Source organism: Spirosoma oryzae (genome assembly GCF_003002825.1).
GTDB lineage: Bacteria > Bacteroidota > Bacteroidia > Cytophagales > Spirosomataceae > Spirosoma > Spirosoma oryzae.
Map to the genome: position 1 here is coordinate 203836 of NZ_PVTE01000006.1, position 16446 is coordinate 220281.

Annotated in this window: 15 protein-coding genes; 7 read left to right on the forward strand and 8 right to left on the reverse strand. The window is 53.3% G+C overall.

Annotated features, from left to right (window positions below):
- Positions 1 to 95: 95 nt before the first annotated feature.
- From CLV58_RS08965 to accD, 4 genes are all read left to right on the forward strand, one after another.
- A complete protein-coding gene (locus CLV58_RS08965; RefSeq protein ID WP_342748898.1) occupies positions 96 to 755 on the forward strand; it encodes a cell division protein FtsQ/DivIB in 660 nt (219 codons plus the stop codon).
- The gene (ftsA, locus tag CLV58_RS08970) at positions 752 to 2146 is read left to right on the forward strand and encodes a cell division protein FtsA (RefSeq protein WP_425443503.1); all 1395 of its coding nucleotides are present in this window, start codon (positions 752 to 754) and stop codon (positions 2144 to 2146) included. Before CLV58_RS08965 ends, ftsA begins: the two co-directional genes overlap by 4 nt.
- Before the next feature lie 72 nt (positions 2147 to 2218).
- A complete protein-coding gene (ftsZ, locus tag CLV58_RS08975) occupies positions 2219 to 3679 on the forward strand; it encodes a cell division protein FtsZ (protein WP_106137454.1) in 1461 nt (486 codons plus the stop codon).
- A gap of 186 nt (positions 3680 to 3865) precedes the next feature.
- Positions 3866 to 4708, forward strand: coding sequence for an acetyl-CoA carboxylase, carboxyltransferase subunit beta (gene accD, locus CLV58_RS08980; RefSeq protein WP_106137455.1), 843 nt, complete (start codon positions 3866 to 3868; stop codon positions 4706 to 4708).
- Between the two features lie 53 nt (positions 4709 to 4761).
- Here accD and CLV58_RS08985 read toward each other — a convergent pair whose 3' ends face one another.
- Positions 4762 to 5868 (reverse strand): T9SS type A sorting domain-containing protein, encoded by a 1107-nt coding sequence (locus tag CLV58_RS08985; RefSeq protein ID WP_106137456.1) that lies wholly within the window; start codon positions 5866 to 5868, stop codon positions 4762 to 4764.
- A gap of 110 nt (positions 5869 to 5978) precedes the next feature.
- On the opposite strand from CLV58_RS08985, the gene CLV58_RS08990 reads away from it, so the two are divergent.
- On the forward strand, positions 5979 to 6797 hold the full coding sequence (locus CLV58_RS08990) for an enoyl-CoA hydratase/isomerase family protein (protein WP_106137457.1): 819 nt from the start codon (positions 5979 to 5981) through the stop codon (positions 6795 to 6797).
- On the opposite strand, the gene CLV58_RS08995 is transcribed toward CLV58_RS08990, so the two are convergent.
- The 4 genes from CLV58_RS08995 to CLV58_RS09010 form a co-directional block, all read right to left on the reverse strand.
- Entirely contained in the window at positions 6798 to 7262 is a 465-nt protein-coding gene (locus CLV58_RS08995) for a nuclear transport factor 2 family protein (protein ID WP_106137458.1), read from the reverse strand.
- 218 nt (positions 7263 to 7480) lie between these two features.
- Positions 7481 to 8827, reverse strand: a complete 1347-nt coding sequence (xylA, locus tag CLV58_RS09000) for a xylose isomerase (RefSeq protein WP_106137459.1) — start codon at positions 8825 to 8827, stop codon at positions 7481 to 7483.
- Positions 8828 to 8926: 99 nt separating this feature from the next.
- Entirely contained in the window at positions 8927 to 9685 is a 759-nt protein-coding gene (locus tag CLV58_RS09005) for a putative periplasmic lipoprotein (protein ID WP_106137460.1), read from the reverse strand.
- A 338-nt stretch (positions 9686 to 10023) separates the two neighbouring features.
- Positions 10024 to 11508 carry a xylulokinase gene (locus tag CLV58_RS09010; protein WP_106137461.1) on the reverse strand — a complete coding sequence of 495 codons (1485 nt, stop codon included), beginning with the start codon at positions 11506 to 11508 and terminating at the stop codon, positions 10024 to 10026.
- A 226-nt stretch (positions 11509 to 11734) separates the two neighbouring features.
- Between CLV58_RS09010 and CLV58_RS09015 the strand changes: the two genes are divergently transcribed.
- Positions 11735 to 12745 carry a bifunctional heptose 7-phosphate kinase/heptose 1-phosphate adenyltransferase gene (locus CLV58_RS09015; RefSeq protein ID WP_106137462.1) on the forward strand — a complete coding sequence of 337 codons (1011 nt, stop codon included), beginning with the start codon at positions 11735 to 11737 and terminating at the stop codon, positions 12743 to 12745.
- Positions 12746 to 12787: 42 nt separating this feature from the next.
- Here the strand turns inward: CLV58_RS09015 and hemE are convergent, their stop codons facing one another.
- Positions 12788 to 13816 (reverse strand): uroporphyrinogen decarboxylase, encoded by a 1029-nt coding sequence (gene hemE / locus CLV58_RS09020; RefSeq protein ID WP_106137463.1) that lies wholly within the window; start codon positions 13814 to 13816, stop codon positions 12788 to 12790.
- 514 nt (positions 13817 to 14330) lie between these two features.
- On the opposite strand from hemE, the gene CLV58_RS09025 reads away from it, so the two are divergent.
- The gene (locus CLV58_RS09025) at positions 14331 to 15275 is read left to right on the forward strand and encodes a Fic family protein (RefSeq protein WP_245882277.1); all 945 of its coding nucleotides are present in this window, start codon (positions 14331 to 14333) and stop codon (positions 15273 to 15275) included.
- 32 nt (positions 15276 to 15307) lie between these two features.
- On the opposite strand, the gene CLV58_RS09030 is transcribed toward CLV58_RS09025, so the two are convergent.
- Positions 15308 to 15784 (reverse strand): hypothetical protein, encoded by a 477-nt coding sequence (locus tag CLV58_RS09030; RefSeq protein ID WP_106137464.1) that lies wholly within the window; start codon positions 15782 to 15784, stop codon positions 15308 to 15310.
- 86 nt (positions 15785 to 15870) lie between these two features.
- The gene (locus tag CLV58_RS09035; protein ID WP_106137546.1) at positions 15871 to 16440 is read right to left on the reverse strand and encodes a hypothetical protein; all 570 of its coding nucleotides are present in this window, start codon (positions 16438 to 16440) and stop codon (positions 15871 to 15873) included.
- Positions 16441 to 16446: the final 6 nt, after the last annotated feature.

Consider the following 16446-nt stretch of genomic DNA (forward strand, 5'->3'; position numbering starts at 1 on the left):
TCCGAACGTGGTTATTCACGGCTGGCGGGCTTCTTAGTCTGTTATGCCTGATTGCGTTTACGGAAATCCGTCATGGTCAAAAACACGTCCGTGATGTGATTGTCCGACTGGATCAGGTAGATGGACAGCACTTCATAACCAATCGGGACGTAATGGCCTATCTGACGCGGGACGGTAACGATCCTATCCTGGGTAAAGCCTACACAGACGTTAACTTCCGGCAGCTCGAAACGCGGCTCCGGCAGCACGGTCTTGTGAAAACCTGTCAGGTATCGCGCGATCTCAATGGTGATTTGCTTGTTCGTGTGGAGCCGCCCCGGCCGCTGGCGCGCCTTGTCAACATGCCCGACGATGAAACCCGGCGGGTAGGGGGGCAATATGTCAGTGAAGAAGGGCGCTTCTTCCCTGTGTCGATGAATTATACGGCTCGGGTGCCACTGCTAAGCGGGGCATATTTTGCCAGTAACCGCTCATTGGCCAGTGAACGCAACCGACCGCTGCTGGATTTGCTAAAGCGAATTCAGCAAGACTCGTTTTGGCGGGCACAAATCGTTGAGCTGTCCGTTAACCGGTCGGGCGAAGTGACGATGTGGCCACAACTCGGACAGCATCAGCTTGAACTGGGTGAACCGGTGAATCTGGATGCGAAGTTTCAAAAGCTGAAATTGTTTTATACGAACATTTTGCCTGCCAAAGGTTGGGATGCCTACCACCGGGTAAACGTTCAGTACCGAAATCAAATAGTGTGCGAATGATGGCGACGAGCGTTGGAGAGAATATTGTAGTTGGCCTGGACATTGGTAGCACGAAAGTTTGTGCCGTAGCTGGCCGGTTAGTACGCAATAACAAGAATCAGGAAACACTGGAAATTTTGGGCGTTGGCCGTACCCGCATGAACGACGGTGTCGCGAAGGGGTCAGTTGTCAACGTCAACAATGCCGTTAGTGCCATCCGGCAGGTAATCGATGAGGTTGCCAGTCAAATCAATATGCCGATTGAGCGGGTCAATGTAAGCTTCAATGGCTCGCATGTCGTCTCGGTAAAATCAACCGGGAATATTACTCGCTCGTCGGCTGGCGACGAAATTCAAAAGGAGGATATCGATCATTTGCTGAACGATATGTACCGCACGGCGATACCGGCCGATAAAGAAATCGTGCACGTACTGCCGATGGATTTCGTGGTCGATAGTGAAATGAATATCGATCAGCCGGTGGGGCGGAATGGTGTCAAGCTGGGCGCTGACTTCCAGATTATTACGGCGCAGGCCAATGCGGCCCGGAACGTGCGGAAATGCGTAGCCCGTAATGAATTGGTACTCGATACCATGATGCTCTCCGTACTGGCGTCGGGTCTGTCGGTATTGACTGACGAAGAGAAATACGCTGGTGTAGCCCTGATCGATGTCGGCGGTGGAACAACCCAACTCGCCATTTATTACCGCAATGTGCTGCGCCACGTGGCGGTGTTCCCCTGGGCTGGTAACAGTCTGACGTCGGATATTCAGTTGGGTTGCAAGATTATGCCCGAGCAGGCCGAACTCCTGAAAAAGAAGTTCGGTAGCGCTACGCCCTCCGAGTTCAACCTGAATCAGGTCGTGGCTGTACCAGGGTTGAGCAACAAGAAACCGAAGGACGTGCTGATTAAGAACGTCGCCATTATCATCGAAGACCGACTGCGCGAGATTGCCGCCATGGTACAGGCCGAAATCCTGCGGTCGGGTTACGAAGGTAAATTACTGGGTGGACTGGTACTGACCGGTGGTACGGCTATGATTTCGGGTGTCGAATCAATCTTCAACCGCGTCACTGGCGCGGAAGAAGTGCGGGTCGGCTATCCTGAACACCTGGAGCCGAACGGACGGGCTGATCTGGTGGGCGATCCGGCCTACGCAACGGCAGTGGGACTGGTCTGGGCGGGGTACAAAACGCTCGATCGGCGTATCTCGTTTATCAGTGATCCGGTTCGGGCCAAGTACAACGAACGCGTCGAGTCGAAGCCGAAAGCAGCGCCGGAGCCCGTAGTAGAGAAGGCCGAACCCGCGTTGCCACCCGAGCCGGAACGCGTACAGGGTGAGAGTTTTCTGGATCGTATTCTGCGTACCCTGTTTCCGCAGAAAGGCAGTCCGACAGATACGTATGAGTAAGCTGCGATGCCAAACAAGCGTCGAATTGCATAGTTTTTGTCCAACATACCTAAGACAATATAGAACCGCCACATGGTGACACAAGGCTATAGATTTGCAACGGAAGAAAAGAGCCAGCACATCATCAAAGTGATTGGCGTCGGGGGCATGGGAGGCAATGCCGTCAAGCACATGTACGAAATGGGCATGAAAGATGTCGATTTTGCCGTGTGTAATACGGACCGCCAGGCTCTGATGACTAACCCCGTGGAGTACCGGTTGCAACTTGGCGATGGGTTAGGGGCCGGTACTGAAGCGAAAGCGGGGGAGGAAGCGGCCCGCGCCAACATCGACGAGATTCGGAAGATGCTGGAAACACCAACCCGGATGGTATTTATCACGGCCGGTATGGGTGGTGGTACGGGCACCGGCGCGGCTCCGGTCGTTGCAGAAATAGCCAAGGAAATGGGCCTGCTGACAGTGGCTGTCGTGACGGCACCCTACTGGTACGAAGGCGTTGAGAAGAAAGAGCAGGCACTCGACGGTATCGAGAAACTCAAGAAGAGTTGCGATACGGTACTGGTCGTGCTGAACGATAAACTGTCGGAACTGTACAGCAACCTGACCTGGCGTCAGGCGTATGCGCACGCTGATGACGTATTGGCCAATGCGGTAAAAAGTATTGCCGAAATCATCACGACGCAGGGGGATATCAACTCCGACTTTGCCGACGTAAAGAAAGTTCTGGAGCGGGCCGGACAGTCGGTGATGGGGTCGGCGGAAGCAAGCGGAGAAGACCGGGCGGTGAAAGCAATCGAAGCGGCCCTGAACTCGCCCCTGCTCAACGACCACGACATTCGCGGTGCACAGCGACTGCTGCTGACGATTTCATCCAGCGAAGAGCATTCGATGTTCGTCTGGGAGCAAACGGCTATCAACCAGCTTGTTTCAGATCGGATTCAGGCGCAGGCGCGTATGATGAAAGTCGGCGCAATTACCGACAACTCACTGGGTGACAAACTACGGGTAACGATTATTGCCGCTGGTTTTGGTCCTACTACCGACCTGGGCGAAATTCTGAAGGGTACCCCCGGCGACCTGAAAGAACCTGAAGATATCATCGAAGAGGTAGAGGAACCCGTTGAGGAAGTATCGGCTGAAACGGAGATACAGCCCGTTGACGAGGTTACCAACGATACAGAGCCGCCCGCTAACACTACTGTTGAGAACGAGCCTGAACCCGGCCCGCGCCGTGTTATGCGTGATCTGGTACCTACCGATCGGACCGGCGACCTGCGTGGTCTGGGGGAAGATCCGGAGGGCAGGCATTTGTTTCCCTACGACGACGGCCGCTACACGCTCACGGAAGAACCGGTCGACGAAGCAGGGGATGCTGAATTGATCCGTAAAACGATCGATATGTTCGTTCGTGGTAGTGTCGGCGATCTTGAACGGCCAACGTTCGAACGAAATCGACACATTTTGTACGAAAAACCCGCCCTGCCTGATCATGAATTCGTTCGGTCGAATCTGAATAGTATGCGGCATGAGTAACAGATAACAAACTCAACAAAAAAGGACTTCTGGAGAGAAGTCCTTTTTTGTTGAGTTTGTTATCTGTGCTAATCAATGTAATTACCTGACAAAGTAAGTAGTGATAAACGGGTCAGGTTTCTTCGTACCTTTGGGGCTTATTTATACCGGGTGGTGGTAACTGCCTGTCAACTGTCGTTAGTCGATATGTCTTGGTTCGTCCGAAAAGATAAAGGAATTCAAACCCCCACCGAACTAAAACGGGAAGCTCCCGATGGGTTATGGTATCAGTGCCCGAATTGTAAAAAAGCGATGCAGACGCGTGAGCACAAACTCAACGCGTATACCTGCATCCATTGTAACTACCACGAGAAGGTTGGATCGGAAGCGTATTTCTCGATCCTGTTCGACGATAATGAATTCGTTGAACTCGACGCAGCAATGACGTCCGGTGACCCCCTCAAGTTTGTCGATACGAAAGCATACCCCGACCGGATTCGGGCAACGATGGCTAAAACCGGACTGCGCGATGCCGTCCGAACGGCTTACGGGCCGGTAAACGGCGAAATGGTCACCATGGCTGTGATGGATTTTGCGTTTATCGGTGGTTCGATGGGCTCGGTTGTGGGTGAAAAAATCGCCCGCGCTGTCGATCACGCCATTCAGAATCGGACCCCTTTTCTAATGGTGTCGCGGTCTGGTGGCGCGCGCATGATGGAAGCCGGTTTTTCGCTGATGCAGATGGCAAAAACGTCGGCCAAACTGGCACTATTGTCCAACGAGAAATTACCGTACGTATCGCTGCTCACCGATCCGACGACTGGTGGCGTTACGGCTTCTTATGCTATGCTGGGTGATTTCAACATTGCCGAGCCTGAAGCGCTGATCGGGTTTGCCGGTCCACGGGTTATCCGCGAAACGATCGGTAAAGATCTACCCAAAGGCTTCCAGAGTGCCGAATTCGTACTGGAACATGGGTTCCTGGATTTTATCGTCGACCGTAAAGATCTGAAAGCACGGCTTTCGACCTTGTTTGCCATGCTGAAGTAGGGTTCAGCTAGCTATATCAATGCAACACACAGAGACGCAGTCAACCTGCGTCTCTATTTTTTTACCACCTTTTCCGTAAGAATACGACCGCCAATGTCGGCGCGGATCAGGTAAGTGTCCGCAGACAGGCTTCCCATCCCGATCACCTGCTCATGTCGGCGTACGGGGGTACGCGTACCCAGCTGATGTAGTTGTCGCCCGTTCGCGTCAAGCAACTGTACCGTTACAACCGCCGGTGTATTGGTCAGTACAACCACCTGTAAGTTTTCTTCGACCGGATTGGGAAACGCGCTGAGTTGCATCGACGCATCGACGGGTGGCGATACGGCCGTTACAATACCCGTCGACATGGCCGGTTCGTACGGGGGAATAGCGACAGGAGTAACCGCCTGATCGATAACCAGCAGCGGAATTTCTTCTAGCGTCTGACTGATATTAATACCGTTTCGGTACTCGCTAATCAGAACAGCCACGCTATACGTGCCCTGTCTGACGGGGGCTGTCCAGACTAACTCGCCGGTTTGGCTATTGAGGGTAAACGTGCCCTGCTTGGCTACGTCGTTCGGAAATGTGTACTGCGTCAACTCACTGGCCTGGCAGGTATTGTTACTGGTGGTAGTAACTGGCCGCGCCAGCGTGTAACGGATACTGTCGTTTTCCGAATCGGTAGCGCGCAGAGCCAACACCGCCCGCTGATTGACGGCCAGCCGAAAACCGGCGGTTGGGATAGCGGCTATAGGCGTCTGGTTAGTCAGGGTAGTACCGATAACAAATGTGGTCGTCAGGGTCAGGAAGCTAGCTTCGGCAGAAGGGATATTGAGTTGCCCTGACCGGTTCGCTATGGCGACGGAAGCCGTATAGGTACCGGCACCGGGATACGTGTAGGTTGTCTCAAAAACCGTCGCAACGATGGTTCCATCGGTCGTGATAGCGGTCTGACTTTTTCTGGATATAAGTTGGGTTGTGCCATCGCCCAGGCAAAACGAAACAGATACTAACTCAGTCGTAGCGGGCGATTTGTACGCGTAGAGCGTGGTGGTCAATGTATACGTGAGTGCCTGACCAGCAACGGGAGTCGCCCGCACGTAACCACCTAGTAAATGAGACGCTTTGCCTGACAGGCTGATTACCAAGAAAACGACTAAAAGTAAAGGTTTCATAGGATCGGGCGTTGATATAGGTGCAGCTGTCAGAAGAACTGATGGATAAACTATCTTCGTGTGTTACGTCGAAAATAGTTCGTAAGCGGTAATTTATTGTACTTTAGGCTATGCTTTACACCGCTCAACAAACGACTTCGTTACCCACGAACGGCTTCCAATACTTGCTTTTGTCGGTTGACGACCACGTCCTGACGATCACGTTGAACCGCCCCCAGAAGAAGAACGCGCTTCATCCGCCTATGCTGGCTGAGCTGGCGTTTGCACTGGCTCATGCGCAGCATAATCCCGCTGTGTGGCTGGTTGTGCTGGCAGCTGCGGGCGATACGTTCTGTGCTGGAATGGATTTGAAAAGCCTGACAAATGGGTCCGATGAACGACCGGCTGTCCCTGAGCCGACTGGCCCTGTACGACTGGGTGAATTGCTCCAGCAATTGGATAAACCGACAATTGCCCAGGTGCAGGGCGGGGTGCATGCGGGCGGATTTCTGTTGGTAGCAGGCTGTACGTATGCTGTCGCTGTTGAGACGGCGACGTTTAGCCTGCCGGAAGTGAAGCGGGGTCTGTTTCCATTTCAGGTACTGGCGCTGCTCTTCGATCTGATGCCCGCCCGCAAAGCGCTCGATCTGTGTCTACGTGCACAGACCCTTACGGCCGACGAAGCACTGGAGATCGGGCTGATAACCGATAAAGTGTCTGCCGACCAATTACTGACTACTGTTGGTCAGTTGGCTGACGAGTTGAAACAGGTTTCCCCGACGGCGATACAGTTCGGGTTACGTGCCCGGCGCGCCTTGAAAAGCCTGCCACCCGATCAGCAACAGGCTTATTTGTACGAGCAGTTCGTACAGCTACAGCAAACGCCCGATGCACGGGAAGGAATGACGGCCTTTCTGGAAAAAAGGCCACCGAAATGGTCTGGCGACTGATCAGGGCTTTGGGAGGTCAGGGCAGTTGTCTTTCCGACGGGTGTCGATTATACCCTGAATCTGCCACGTGCCGTTTAGTTTGACCAGCGTAAAGGCGTTGACACCACAGTGGTTTTTCTGCCCCTGTAAATAGAAAACATAGGGTGTCCAGACGGTTGCGAGCTCACCGTCGATCTTGACATCCATACTCGCCAGTCGTTCGTCAAGTACACCAGGTTTCGCTTTCCCGACCGAACTAATAAACGACGCAATCGGTGAATCGCCGACACTAACTACGCCCTGTTTGTTGACCACGGTTTGCAGTCGGGCAGTAGGCGTAAACACTGTTTTCAAACTTGCCGAATCGGCTTTTCGCATCCCATCAAATAGTCGGTCGATTGTTGCCTTAACGGCCGATTTTTCGCCCGATTGGGCAACCGCCTGCGTAGCGACAAACAGGCTGAGTAGGAGTACAGGAATTTTCATAGTTCAGAATTGGTGGATTGACGGTCCCGGTCATGGAAGGCGCGGATGACTAGCCGTAACACGGTAATAACCGGCAGCGCGATCGGGCTGATAGCGAATAGAAAAGCAGGTGTCCATTAGCGCTTGTGCCTGTATGACCAGTTACGAAAGGTCAGGATAAACGAACAGGGCCGATCGAATGAACAACCGGCCCTGTTTGCGGAATGATTTATCGGGTACTAGATGTACTGATTCACAATCATTTCGTACAGTTCCTGCTTACCGCTGACCTGCTTCGGCTCGCCGTTATTCATCGCGTAGGTACGCAGATCTTCCAGCGTCAGTTCGCCTTTTTCGAAGCGAGCACCTTCCGCCGAATCGTAGCTGGCGTAACGTTCGGCGCGCAGTTTTTTGTACGACGACTTTTCTAGGATAGCTTCGGCAGCAATAGCGGCCCGCGCGAAGGTATCCATACCACCGATGTGGGCGATGAAGATGTCCTCCAGATCGGTCGAGTTACGACGGGTTTTGGCGTCGAAATTTACACCACCCGATTTGAAGCCGCCTGCTTCCAAGATAACCAGCATGGCTTCCGTCAGCTCGTACACATCGACGGGGAACTGGTCGGTATCCCAGCCGTTCTGGTAATCACCCCGGTTAGCGTCGATGCTACCCAGCATGTTGTTGTCGACCGCTACCTGTAGCTCGTGCGCAAACGTATGGTTGGCCAGCGTAGCGTGGTTGGTCTCCAGATTCAGTTCGAAATCGTCCTGCAGGCCAAACTTGTTGAGGAAGCCAACAACCGTTGCTGCGTCGAAATCGTACTGGTGCTTGGTCGGCTCCATCGGCTTTGGCTCGATGTAGAACGCTCCTTTGAAACCCTGCTTGCGGGCGTAATCACGGCTGATTTGCAGGAAGCGGCCCAGGTGTTCCTGCTCCCGCTTCATGTTGGTGTTCAGCAGCGACATATAGCCTTCGCGACCTCCCCAGAACGTGTAGCCTGAGCCACCCAGCTCAATCGTAGCGTCGATGGCATTCTTCACCTGCCAGCCGCCGTGGGCCAGTACGTGGAAATCGGGGTTGGTGCTGGCACCGTTCATGTACCGCTCGTGCGAGAACAGGTTGGCCGTTCCCCACAGCAGCTTCACGCCACTGGCTGCCTGCTTCTGTTTGGCGTAATCGACAATGGCGCGGAAGTTTTTCTCGAAGTCGCTGTTCGAGTTACCTTCGGGCGCTACGTCGACGTCGTGGAAGCAGTAGAACTCCATGCCCATTTTGGTGATGAACTCGAAGGCGGCATCCATTTTTTGGTGCGCTGCGCCCAGCGGGTCCGTGCCGGCAGCGGCATCCCACGGAAAATGCTTCACGCCAGGGCCGAAGGGATCACCACCAGTGCCGCAGAAGGTATGCCAGTACGCTACCGCAAAGCGGAACAGGTCCTTCATTGGCTTGCCCAGAATCGTGCGGCTGGGATCGTAAAACTTGAATGCCAGCGGGTTATCCGACTCGCGACCCTCGTAGGCAATAGGCTTCTCAACGAAAGGGAAGTACGCCTTGTCGCCCAAGGTCAGGGTTAGTTGTGACATGTTATTTCTAAAATTGAGACAATTAAATAAGCACTCAAAGGTCAACAGCCTTCGAGAGTTTGTCAACTACAATAAGAGCAGAAACCGGCTTTTTTTTACCTATTGTATCGGAAGCCGGATGTAGAAGCCATCGGGTTTCTTAAAAGGCAGTGATTCAAAGTAGCTGCCACCTTCGTATTCGTGAATGGCCACGCCCGTCAGCTGGTTGGCTGGCATTACGCGGATATCCGACGCCCAAAACTTCGTATCGATGATAAATTCCGTCTTGAAGTCTTTATCTGTTGAGAGGGTCAGGTAGTTACGAAACCGCAGGGGCGACTGATCGGGCTGGTACGTGTAGATATCGACGGCAACGGGTTTTCGACGGTTGCCACTTTTCGACGCTTCTTCGACGACTTCGGGCTGACCGGGTAGTCGAATGGTGCCGTTGGGATACACTACGAATTGCTTCTTCGCCAGTTGCGTACCAGGTGGAATGAAGCCAACCGGATCGTCTTTCGAAATAACTCCATTGATTGACCCTATCGAATAACGACTGTACCAACTGCCCAATGTCGAGGTACTGAGATTAACGTCAGCCACATCGTACCAGTAGTCCAGTTTTTCTTTGCCAACGATGAAAGCCGAACGCTTCCAGTCGACATACAGTGGCCGGTTGAGTTTGTTAACTAGCAAGATCTGCATTTGTCCCCGTTCGTGCGAAAAGCTGTAGCGCAGGGTCATGGTATCATTGTCCATCACCAGCCCCTGATCGGGGACGGCTTTAAGGTTGTCGCCCCGGATGGTAACGAGCTGCGCTTTGGGTGTACAGGACGCGATGAACAGCGCACTGATCAGCAGGAGTAAGCAGGTTTTCATAGGTATGAACTGGTTGGTTGATAGCGTGACACGCGACTACCAGGTGGTGTTGATTCTGGTAGCAGGACAACGAAAAACAGGTAGCTGTTTCGATACTAAACGACGTAACCGACCAAAAGAAGCACGCTTTGCCAAGTAAATCAAGAGACAGAAAGGGATATATCGGCCTGTTTGCTAACTATTTGCTATACAAAAGCGCTCAGCCGGGTCGACTGAGCGCTTTTGTGTGTAGATTCGGATTGGCTTAGGCCACTTAGATAGGTTTCAGGTTCCCCACCAGTCGGTTGACAGGTGGGGACTTTTTCTTTTTTGGGGCACTAAGGTACGAAATGTGCTGCTTACAGCGCAGCCTCCAGTACCTCCAGCCAGCGGCCGTACGCGTCGCGGTAAGCCTGTTGCGCCCGCATGTCGGGTTCGATGGTTTTGGTAACGGTCAATCCCCGGAATGCTTCGGCGGCATTCTTGTAATAGCCCAGTCCTAATCCGGCACCACGGGCCGCTCCCTGTGCGCCGTCGGTGTTGTATAGCTCAATGACAGCGCCAGTCAGGTTAGCAAGTGTATCGCGGAAGAGGGGACTCAGGAACATATTGGCTTCGCCCGCCCGGATCGTTTGAATACCGACACCAACCGATTCCATGACCCGAATGCCGTAGTACAGCGCGAAGACGATGCCTTCCTGCGCCGACCGGATCATGTGCGGTAACCCATGTCGGTTGAACTGTAGCCCCTGGAACGACGCGCCCGGATCAGCGTTGCCCAGTACCCGTTCAGCCCCATTCCCGAAGGGGAGACAAACGAGACCGTCGGCCCCGACCGGTGCTTCGTGCGCCAGTTCGTTCATCTCGTTGTAGCTGATCGACCGGCGGAGTACCTGATTGCGTAGCCAGCTGTTCAGACTACCGGTACCATTGACGCACAGCAATACGCCGTACCGGGGGGCCTCGGGCGTGTGGCTTACGTGCAGAAAGGTATTCACCCGCGACTGTGGATCGTAGCTCACTTGGTCGCTGACACCGTACACCACCCCCGACGTACCGGCCGTTGCAGCAATCTGCCCCGGTTCCAGCACGTTCAGCGAGAGGGCATTGTTCGGCTGATCGCCCGCGCGGTAGGTGACGGGTGTTCCCGCTGACAGGCCCAGTTCGGCAGCGGCCGACGCGGACAGCTCGCCCTGTGGGGCAAATGTCGGGCGAATGGTTGGCGTCAGTGCGGTGTCGAAGCCGAAATGATCGAACAGAAACTGAGCCGGCTGATCGGCCTGAAAATCCCAGAGTGTCCCTTCCGACAGACCCGACGCGGTAGTAACGACATCGCCGGTCATGCGGGCGGCCAGGTAGTCGCCGGGTAACATGAAATGAACGATTTTGGCGTAGGTGTCTGGCTCATTGGCTTTTACCCAGGCCAGCTTGGCGGCTGTGAAGTTGCCGGGAGAGTTCAGCAACTGCTTGAGTACACGGTCGTGGCCCAGGGTATCGAATGCTTTACTGCCGTAGGGGACCGCCCGGCTGTCGCACCAGATAATCGACGGGCGTAATACCGCCAGATTCTGATCGACGACAACCAGCCCGTGCATCTGGTACGAAATACCGATAGCCTTGATGTCGCCGGGGTTGACGTTGGCTTTTGCCAGCACCGCTTTACTGGCCTGACAGGCATTCTGCCACCAGTTGTCGGGGTGTTGTTCGGCAAAACCGGGTTGTGGTGAATCGATAGCCATTTCCGTTTCCGGAAAAAAGGCCGAGGCTACTGCTTTACCGCTGTCGGCCTCAACCAGACAAGCCTTTATAGACGAACTTCCTAAATCAAAGCCAAGAAAATACATGTAGAACGCGAAATGATAGACGGTAGTAGGATTGGTAATGGACGTATCGTAAGCCGCCGTGGCTATAAACTATAGCAAAGAAACCCCCGGCGAGCCATATACTCAAGCCTGTGGCCGGATTTCGGAAATAGACCTCGCTTTTCGTTTCTTTGCACGAAACTTCAACGAGTGAAAGAGCGAAAGGGCGATTGTGCTGGTCGCTCTTTCACTCTTTCGCTCTTTTGGTATGTCTCCAGTACTGGACCTTTCGATTGACGAGCTGTTTACGCAGTTCGATTCCCTGCGGGTATTAATTATCGGCGACGTCATGCTGGATTCGTACGTGTGGGGACGGGTCGAGCGGATCTCCCCCGAAGCGCCCGTACCGGTCGTCAACGTTGATCGGCGTGAACGGCGGCTGGGTGGCGCGGGTAACGTACTGCTCAATGTACAGGCGCTGGGAGCGGAAGCTATTATCTGCTCGGTCATCGGCACCGACGCGCCGGGCGATCTGCTCGAACAGGAACTTTGCGATCGTGGGCTAAACTGCGATGGTCTGATTCGTAGTCACGACCGGATTACAACCATCAAGGAGCGGATTATTGCCAGCTCACAACAGGTCGTGCGGGTAGATACAGAAACCGATCGGTACATAACGGATGCCGAACGAACGCAGCTTGTTGCCAAGGCGAAAGAGCTGATTCCGAGTTGTCACGTCATTATTTTTGAAGATTATGACAAAGGCGTACTAAGCAAGGAAGCGATTGCCGAGATTACCAATTTCGCCAACGAACAACGCGTTCCTACGGTAGTCGATCCGAAGAAGCGAAACTTCCTGTCGTACCAGAACACGACCTTGTTCAAACCGAATCTGAAAGAACTGCGTGAAGGGCTGAAGCTCGATTTTGACGTTGATGACGCCAGTGAATTTCAGGCAGCTGTCGATCAGTTGAAGCAGGCGCTTCATATTTCGGGTGCGCTGATTACGCTGTCGGAGCGGGGCGTGTTTATCGATTTCAACGACCAAAAGCTGAAACTACCTGCTCACGTCCGGCAGATCGCAGACGTATCGGGAGCCGGCGATACGGTGATCAGCATAGCCGCCTGCTGCGTGGCCCTGCGTCAGTCGCCCGCCATTATCGCTGGCCTGTCGAACCTCGGTGGCGGACTGGTCTGCGAATCGGTAGGCGTTGTGCCCATCGACAAAGCACAGTTGAAACAGGAAGCTATCGAAGCTGGCCTGATTCAAAATTCGTAAATTGATTGTGGCGACGCAACCCGTTGCGTCGCCACAATCAATTTACCGGGTCGACAACTCTTTTACGGCGTCAACGAAGCAGCGGGCCTTGTCGGGATCGGTATCGGGATAAATGCCGTGACCCAGATTGGCGATATAGTGCTGATGACCAAACGCGTCGAGCATGTGTTTCACTTCCCGCTTGATCTGGGCAAAGTCAGCGTATAAAACGCAGGGGTCCAGATTGCCCTGAAGCACTTTATTGGGAACCAACTCCCGCGACTCCGCCGGGTCCATATTCCAGTCGAGACCAACCACCTGACAATCGAGTTGACCGATTTCGTGCCGGGCGAAGAATGCACCCTTCGCAAACACCGTGACTGGTACGTCCGTGATCGCGTCGCAGATTTGCTTGATGTACGGTAGCGAGAATTGCCGGTACTGCTCCGGCGACAGGATGCCCGCCCACGAATCGAACAGTTGAATCAGGTCGGCACCGGCCAGCACCTGCGCTTTCAGGTAAGAAATCGTGCTGTCAGTGATTTTTTGCAGCAGCGTATGCGCGAAGGCAGCGTCGGTATACAGCAGTTTTTTCGCTACGGAGAAGGTCTTCGACCCTTTGCCTTCGGTCATGTAGCAGAAGATCGTAAACGGTGCCCCCGCAAAACCGATCAGTGGTACCCGCCCGTTCAATTCCTTTTTGGTAAGTCGGATGGCGTCGAGTACGTAGCCAAGGTCCGTTTCGGCATCGGCCACGCGCAACTGTCCCAGATCGATGGTCGACCGTACGGTTTTCGGGAATACCGGTCCCCGGCTTTCGATCATTTCGTAGGGAAGTCCCATGGCTTCGGGCACCACCAGAATATCGGAGAAGATGATAGCCGCGTCGACATCGAATGCGTCGATGGGCTGAATCGTAACCTCAGCCGCCAGTTCCGGCGTTTTAGCCAGTGTAATAAAACTGCCTGCCTTTTCCCGGACGGACCGGTACTGCGCCAGCACCCGACCTGCCTGCCGCATCATCCAGACGGGCACTCGTTCATTCAGTTCACCCCGCGCCGTGCGGAGCAACAAATCGTTCTGTAACGTCATAGTGCAAAGATAAGCTCGATAAGCCGTCTGCCTGCTCTTTTCTGGCGGATGTTGTCATTCTGAAAGTGCATCGCTTATTTTCTAGTATTTTCTAATTTTGGATATATTAGAAAATACTATGAAAAAGATAGAGCCGCCACCAGCTTCTCAGAATATGCGAGAGTGGTACGATAATCTTGACGACGCGGAGCGGCAGTTTATCTTATTGTGGGCTGGTATGACAGGAATACTACGCGATATTGATGATGAGTATCTCTACTGGGATAAGGTTAAGTATAAAAAGATCGCAGAAATAGAGGGAATACTAGACCACAGAGACCTATGGATGTTGGTGAAGAATAGCCGGCGAAAGGAATACAAGAAGATTTCTATCGGCAGAGAGACTTTCTATTTTTTACATACAGAACGGCTTCATGAAAATCTTCACCAGTTTGACCTGAATCTGGGCGGTACGTTGGGCGGGCAGCAACCGATCGGGGAGGCCGATCGGCATCAATATCTACTAGGCTCTATCATGGAAGAGTCGATTGCGTCGAGCCAGATTGAAGGGGCCATTACATCGCGGGTAGTAGCGAAAGAAATGCTACGAAAGGAGCGTCCGCCACGTACTGTATCCGAGCGTATGATCGTCAACAACTATCAGGCAATTCAATACATCGATGCCCATAAAAGCGACCGGCTCACGGTAGAAGGCCTTCTGACAGTCCACCGCTTGATGACGGAGCAAACGCTGGACAATGCGGAGGAAGCCGGACAGTTTCGTCAGCACGATAACATCCACGTTGTCGACGCTATCGATGGAGAAGTCATTCATACGCCCCCGGCATCCAGCAGCATTTCGGTCTTCGCCACTGAACTATGTCAGTTTTTTAACGACGAATCACCGGACTACTTCCTGCATCCAGTTGTCAAATCAAGCATTATTCACTTCCTCATCGGCTATTTTCATCCCTTCACGGACGGGAATGGACGCACAGCCCGTGCATTGTTCTACTGGTATATGCTTCGAAAAGGGTACTGGCTAACGGAGTATCTGTCGATTTCCCGCGTGATAAAGGACTCGCGGATGCAGTATTATCGTGCTTTCCAGTATGCAGAACTGGACGAGAACGACCTGACTTATTTTGTGCTCTATCAGGTAAAGACGCTCAGTAAAGCATACGACGAGTTGAAGAACTACCTGGCTCGTAAACAGAAAGAAAAACAGGCTGTGCTGGCTCTGCAACGCACAGAACACTTATCGCCCCGACAGGCACAGATTGTCGAGTGGGTTCGGCAGGAGCCAACCACGGTCTTATCCGCAAAGGAAGTAGAGAATCGACTGGGCGTATCGAACCAGACGGCGCGTACTGATATTCAGGCGTTGATCAAGGCTGGTTATCTGGAGGAACTAGCCATTAATCGCAAGGAACGAAACTATATACGCGGTCCCAGACTAAGTAATCCAGACCACGTCTAGGTGAATACCAAGTGTGGTCTGGCTTTTACTCATTACCCGCCAAACAACTGGCTCCATACGCCCTTGGCCTTCTCCTTGGCTTCTTCGATTTTGAGTGCCGCTTCTGCTCTGAGTTCGTCAATTCTGACCTGCGCGGCTTCGAGTTGCACGGTGGCTTCGGCGCGCAGTTCCTCGAATTTGTCTTCGGCAGCATCGGAGAAGGTATCGGCTTTGGCCGCTGCGGCTGAGAACGCCGTTTCGGCCTGTGCCTGCAACTGCGTCAGCGTTTCGGCGGTGGTGGCTTTCGCCTGCTCAAATTGCTGCGAAGCCTGCGCTTTCAAGCCCTCAATGTCAATGTCTTTGCCGATCTCCTGCGCTTTGGCAACCAATTGATCGCGGAGTTCGTCAAGATGCGCGGCTGCGGTGTCGAGGTGCTGGGCCGCTTCGGCTTTGAAGGCGTCGACTTTCTGGGCAGCCGTTGCTTTGGCCGCCAGCATCTGCTTTTCGGCAGTCTGTTTGGGCGTTTCCATGGTTCGGATCGTGGGAGTTTGTGTACGGCTGAAAAATGATAAGAAACCGATAAAAAACGAAAACCGGCAGTATGACCGGTTCGGGATTAAGTTAGTCGGCGAATAATCAGGCTGTTGACCAGATCGAACAGACCGGCCGGCTTAAGGGTGCGCCAGTTGTCGAGTTCGTCCAGGGTACCGCCGTAGTTAACGTAATAGTCGAGGTGATACTTTTTCCATTCGCGCTCGACGAAATCGGGGATACGAATGGCCGCAATCCAACCGTCTTCGACTTCGTCAAACCACTCTTCGTAGTAGCTGTCGTCGGAGCCGTGGAAGTTGAGGAGGTTTTCACCGATCAGAATAAAGTACTTAATACCTTCGGCAATCAGCGGGTCGATGACCTGCCGTTTCAGGTACATCACGTCGTTGTGGAGCGTATCATTCCATTCGCCGAATAGTTCGATAACGACAAACTGCCGGTCGTAGTTGGTGAAAAGAAGCTTGCAGTAGAGCGTTTCCGAGCCAATTTCATCCCAGAGCGGGTGAATGTAGTAGCCGTAAATATCGTGTTCATACTGCTGCATGTTATACTCCCGTTCGTGAAACGGCGACCGTTCGTCGTCGGCTGCTGAGTAGTACTTTTCCCAACCGTAAAAGGGTTCGATATCCTGCATAGAAAA

Coding starts and splice junctions, on each gene's coding strand:
- ftsA (WP_425443503.1), top strand. CDS start 752: ATGATGGCGACGAGCGTTGGAGAGAATATTGTAGTTGGCCTGGACATT.
- ftsZ (WP_106137454.1), top strand. CDS start 2,219: ATGGTGACACAAGGCTATAGATTTGCAACGGAAGAAAAGAGCCAGCAC.
- accD (WP_106137455.1), top strand. CDS start 3,866: ATGTCTTGGTTCGTCCGAAAAGATAAAGGAATTCAAACCCCCACCGAA.
- CLV58_RS08985 (WP_106137456.1), bottom strand. CDS start 5,868: ATGAAACCTTTACTTTTAGTCGTTTTCTTGGTAATCAGCCTGTCAGGC.
- CLV58_RS08990 (WP_106137457.1), top strand. CDS start 5,979: ATGCTTTACACCGCTCAACAAACGACTTCGTTACCCACGAACGGCTTC.
- CLV58_RS08995 (WP_106137458.1), bottom strand. CDS start 7,262: ATGAAAATTCCTGTACTCCTACTCAGCCTGTTTGTCGCTACGCAGGCG.
- xylA (WP_106137459.1), bottom strand. CDS start 8,827: ATGTCACAACTAACCCTGACCTTGGGCGACAAGGCGTACTTCCCTTTC.
- CLV58_RS09005 (WP_106137460.1), bottom strand. CDS start 9,685: ATGAAAACCTGCTTACTCCTGCTGATCAGTGCGCTGTTCATCGCGTCC.
- CLV58_RS09010 (WP_106137461.1), bottom strand. CDS start 11,508: ATGTATTTTCTTGGCTTTGATTTAGGAAGTTCGTCTATAAAGGCTTGT.
- CLV58_RS09015 (WP_106137462.1), top strand. CDS start 11,735: ATGTCTCCAGTACTGGACCTTTCGATTGACGAGCTGTTTACGCAGTTC.
- hemE (WP_106137463.1), bottom strand. CDS start 13,816: ATGACGTTACAGAACGATTTGTTGCTCCGCACGGCGCGGGGTGAACTG.
- CLV58_RS09025 (WP_245882277.1), top strand. CDS start 14,331: ATGGAAGAGTCGATTGCGTCGAGCCAGATTGAAGGGGCCATTACATCG.
- CLV58_RS09030 (WP_106137464.1), bottom strand. CDS start 15,784: ATGGAAACGCCCAAACAGACTGCCGAAAAGCAGATGCTGGCGGCCAAA.
- CLV58_RS09035 (WP_106137546.1), bottom strand. CDS start 16,440: ATGCAGGATATCGAACCCTTTTACGGTTGGGAAAAGTACTACTCAGCA.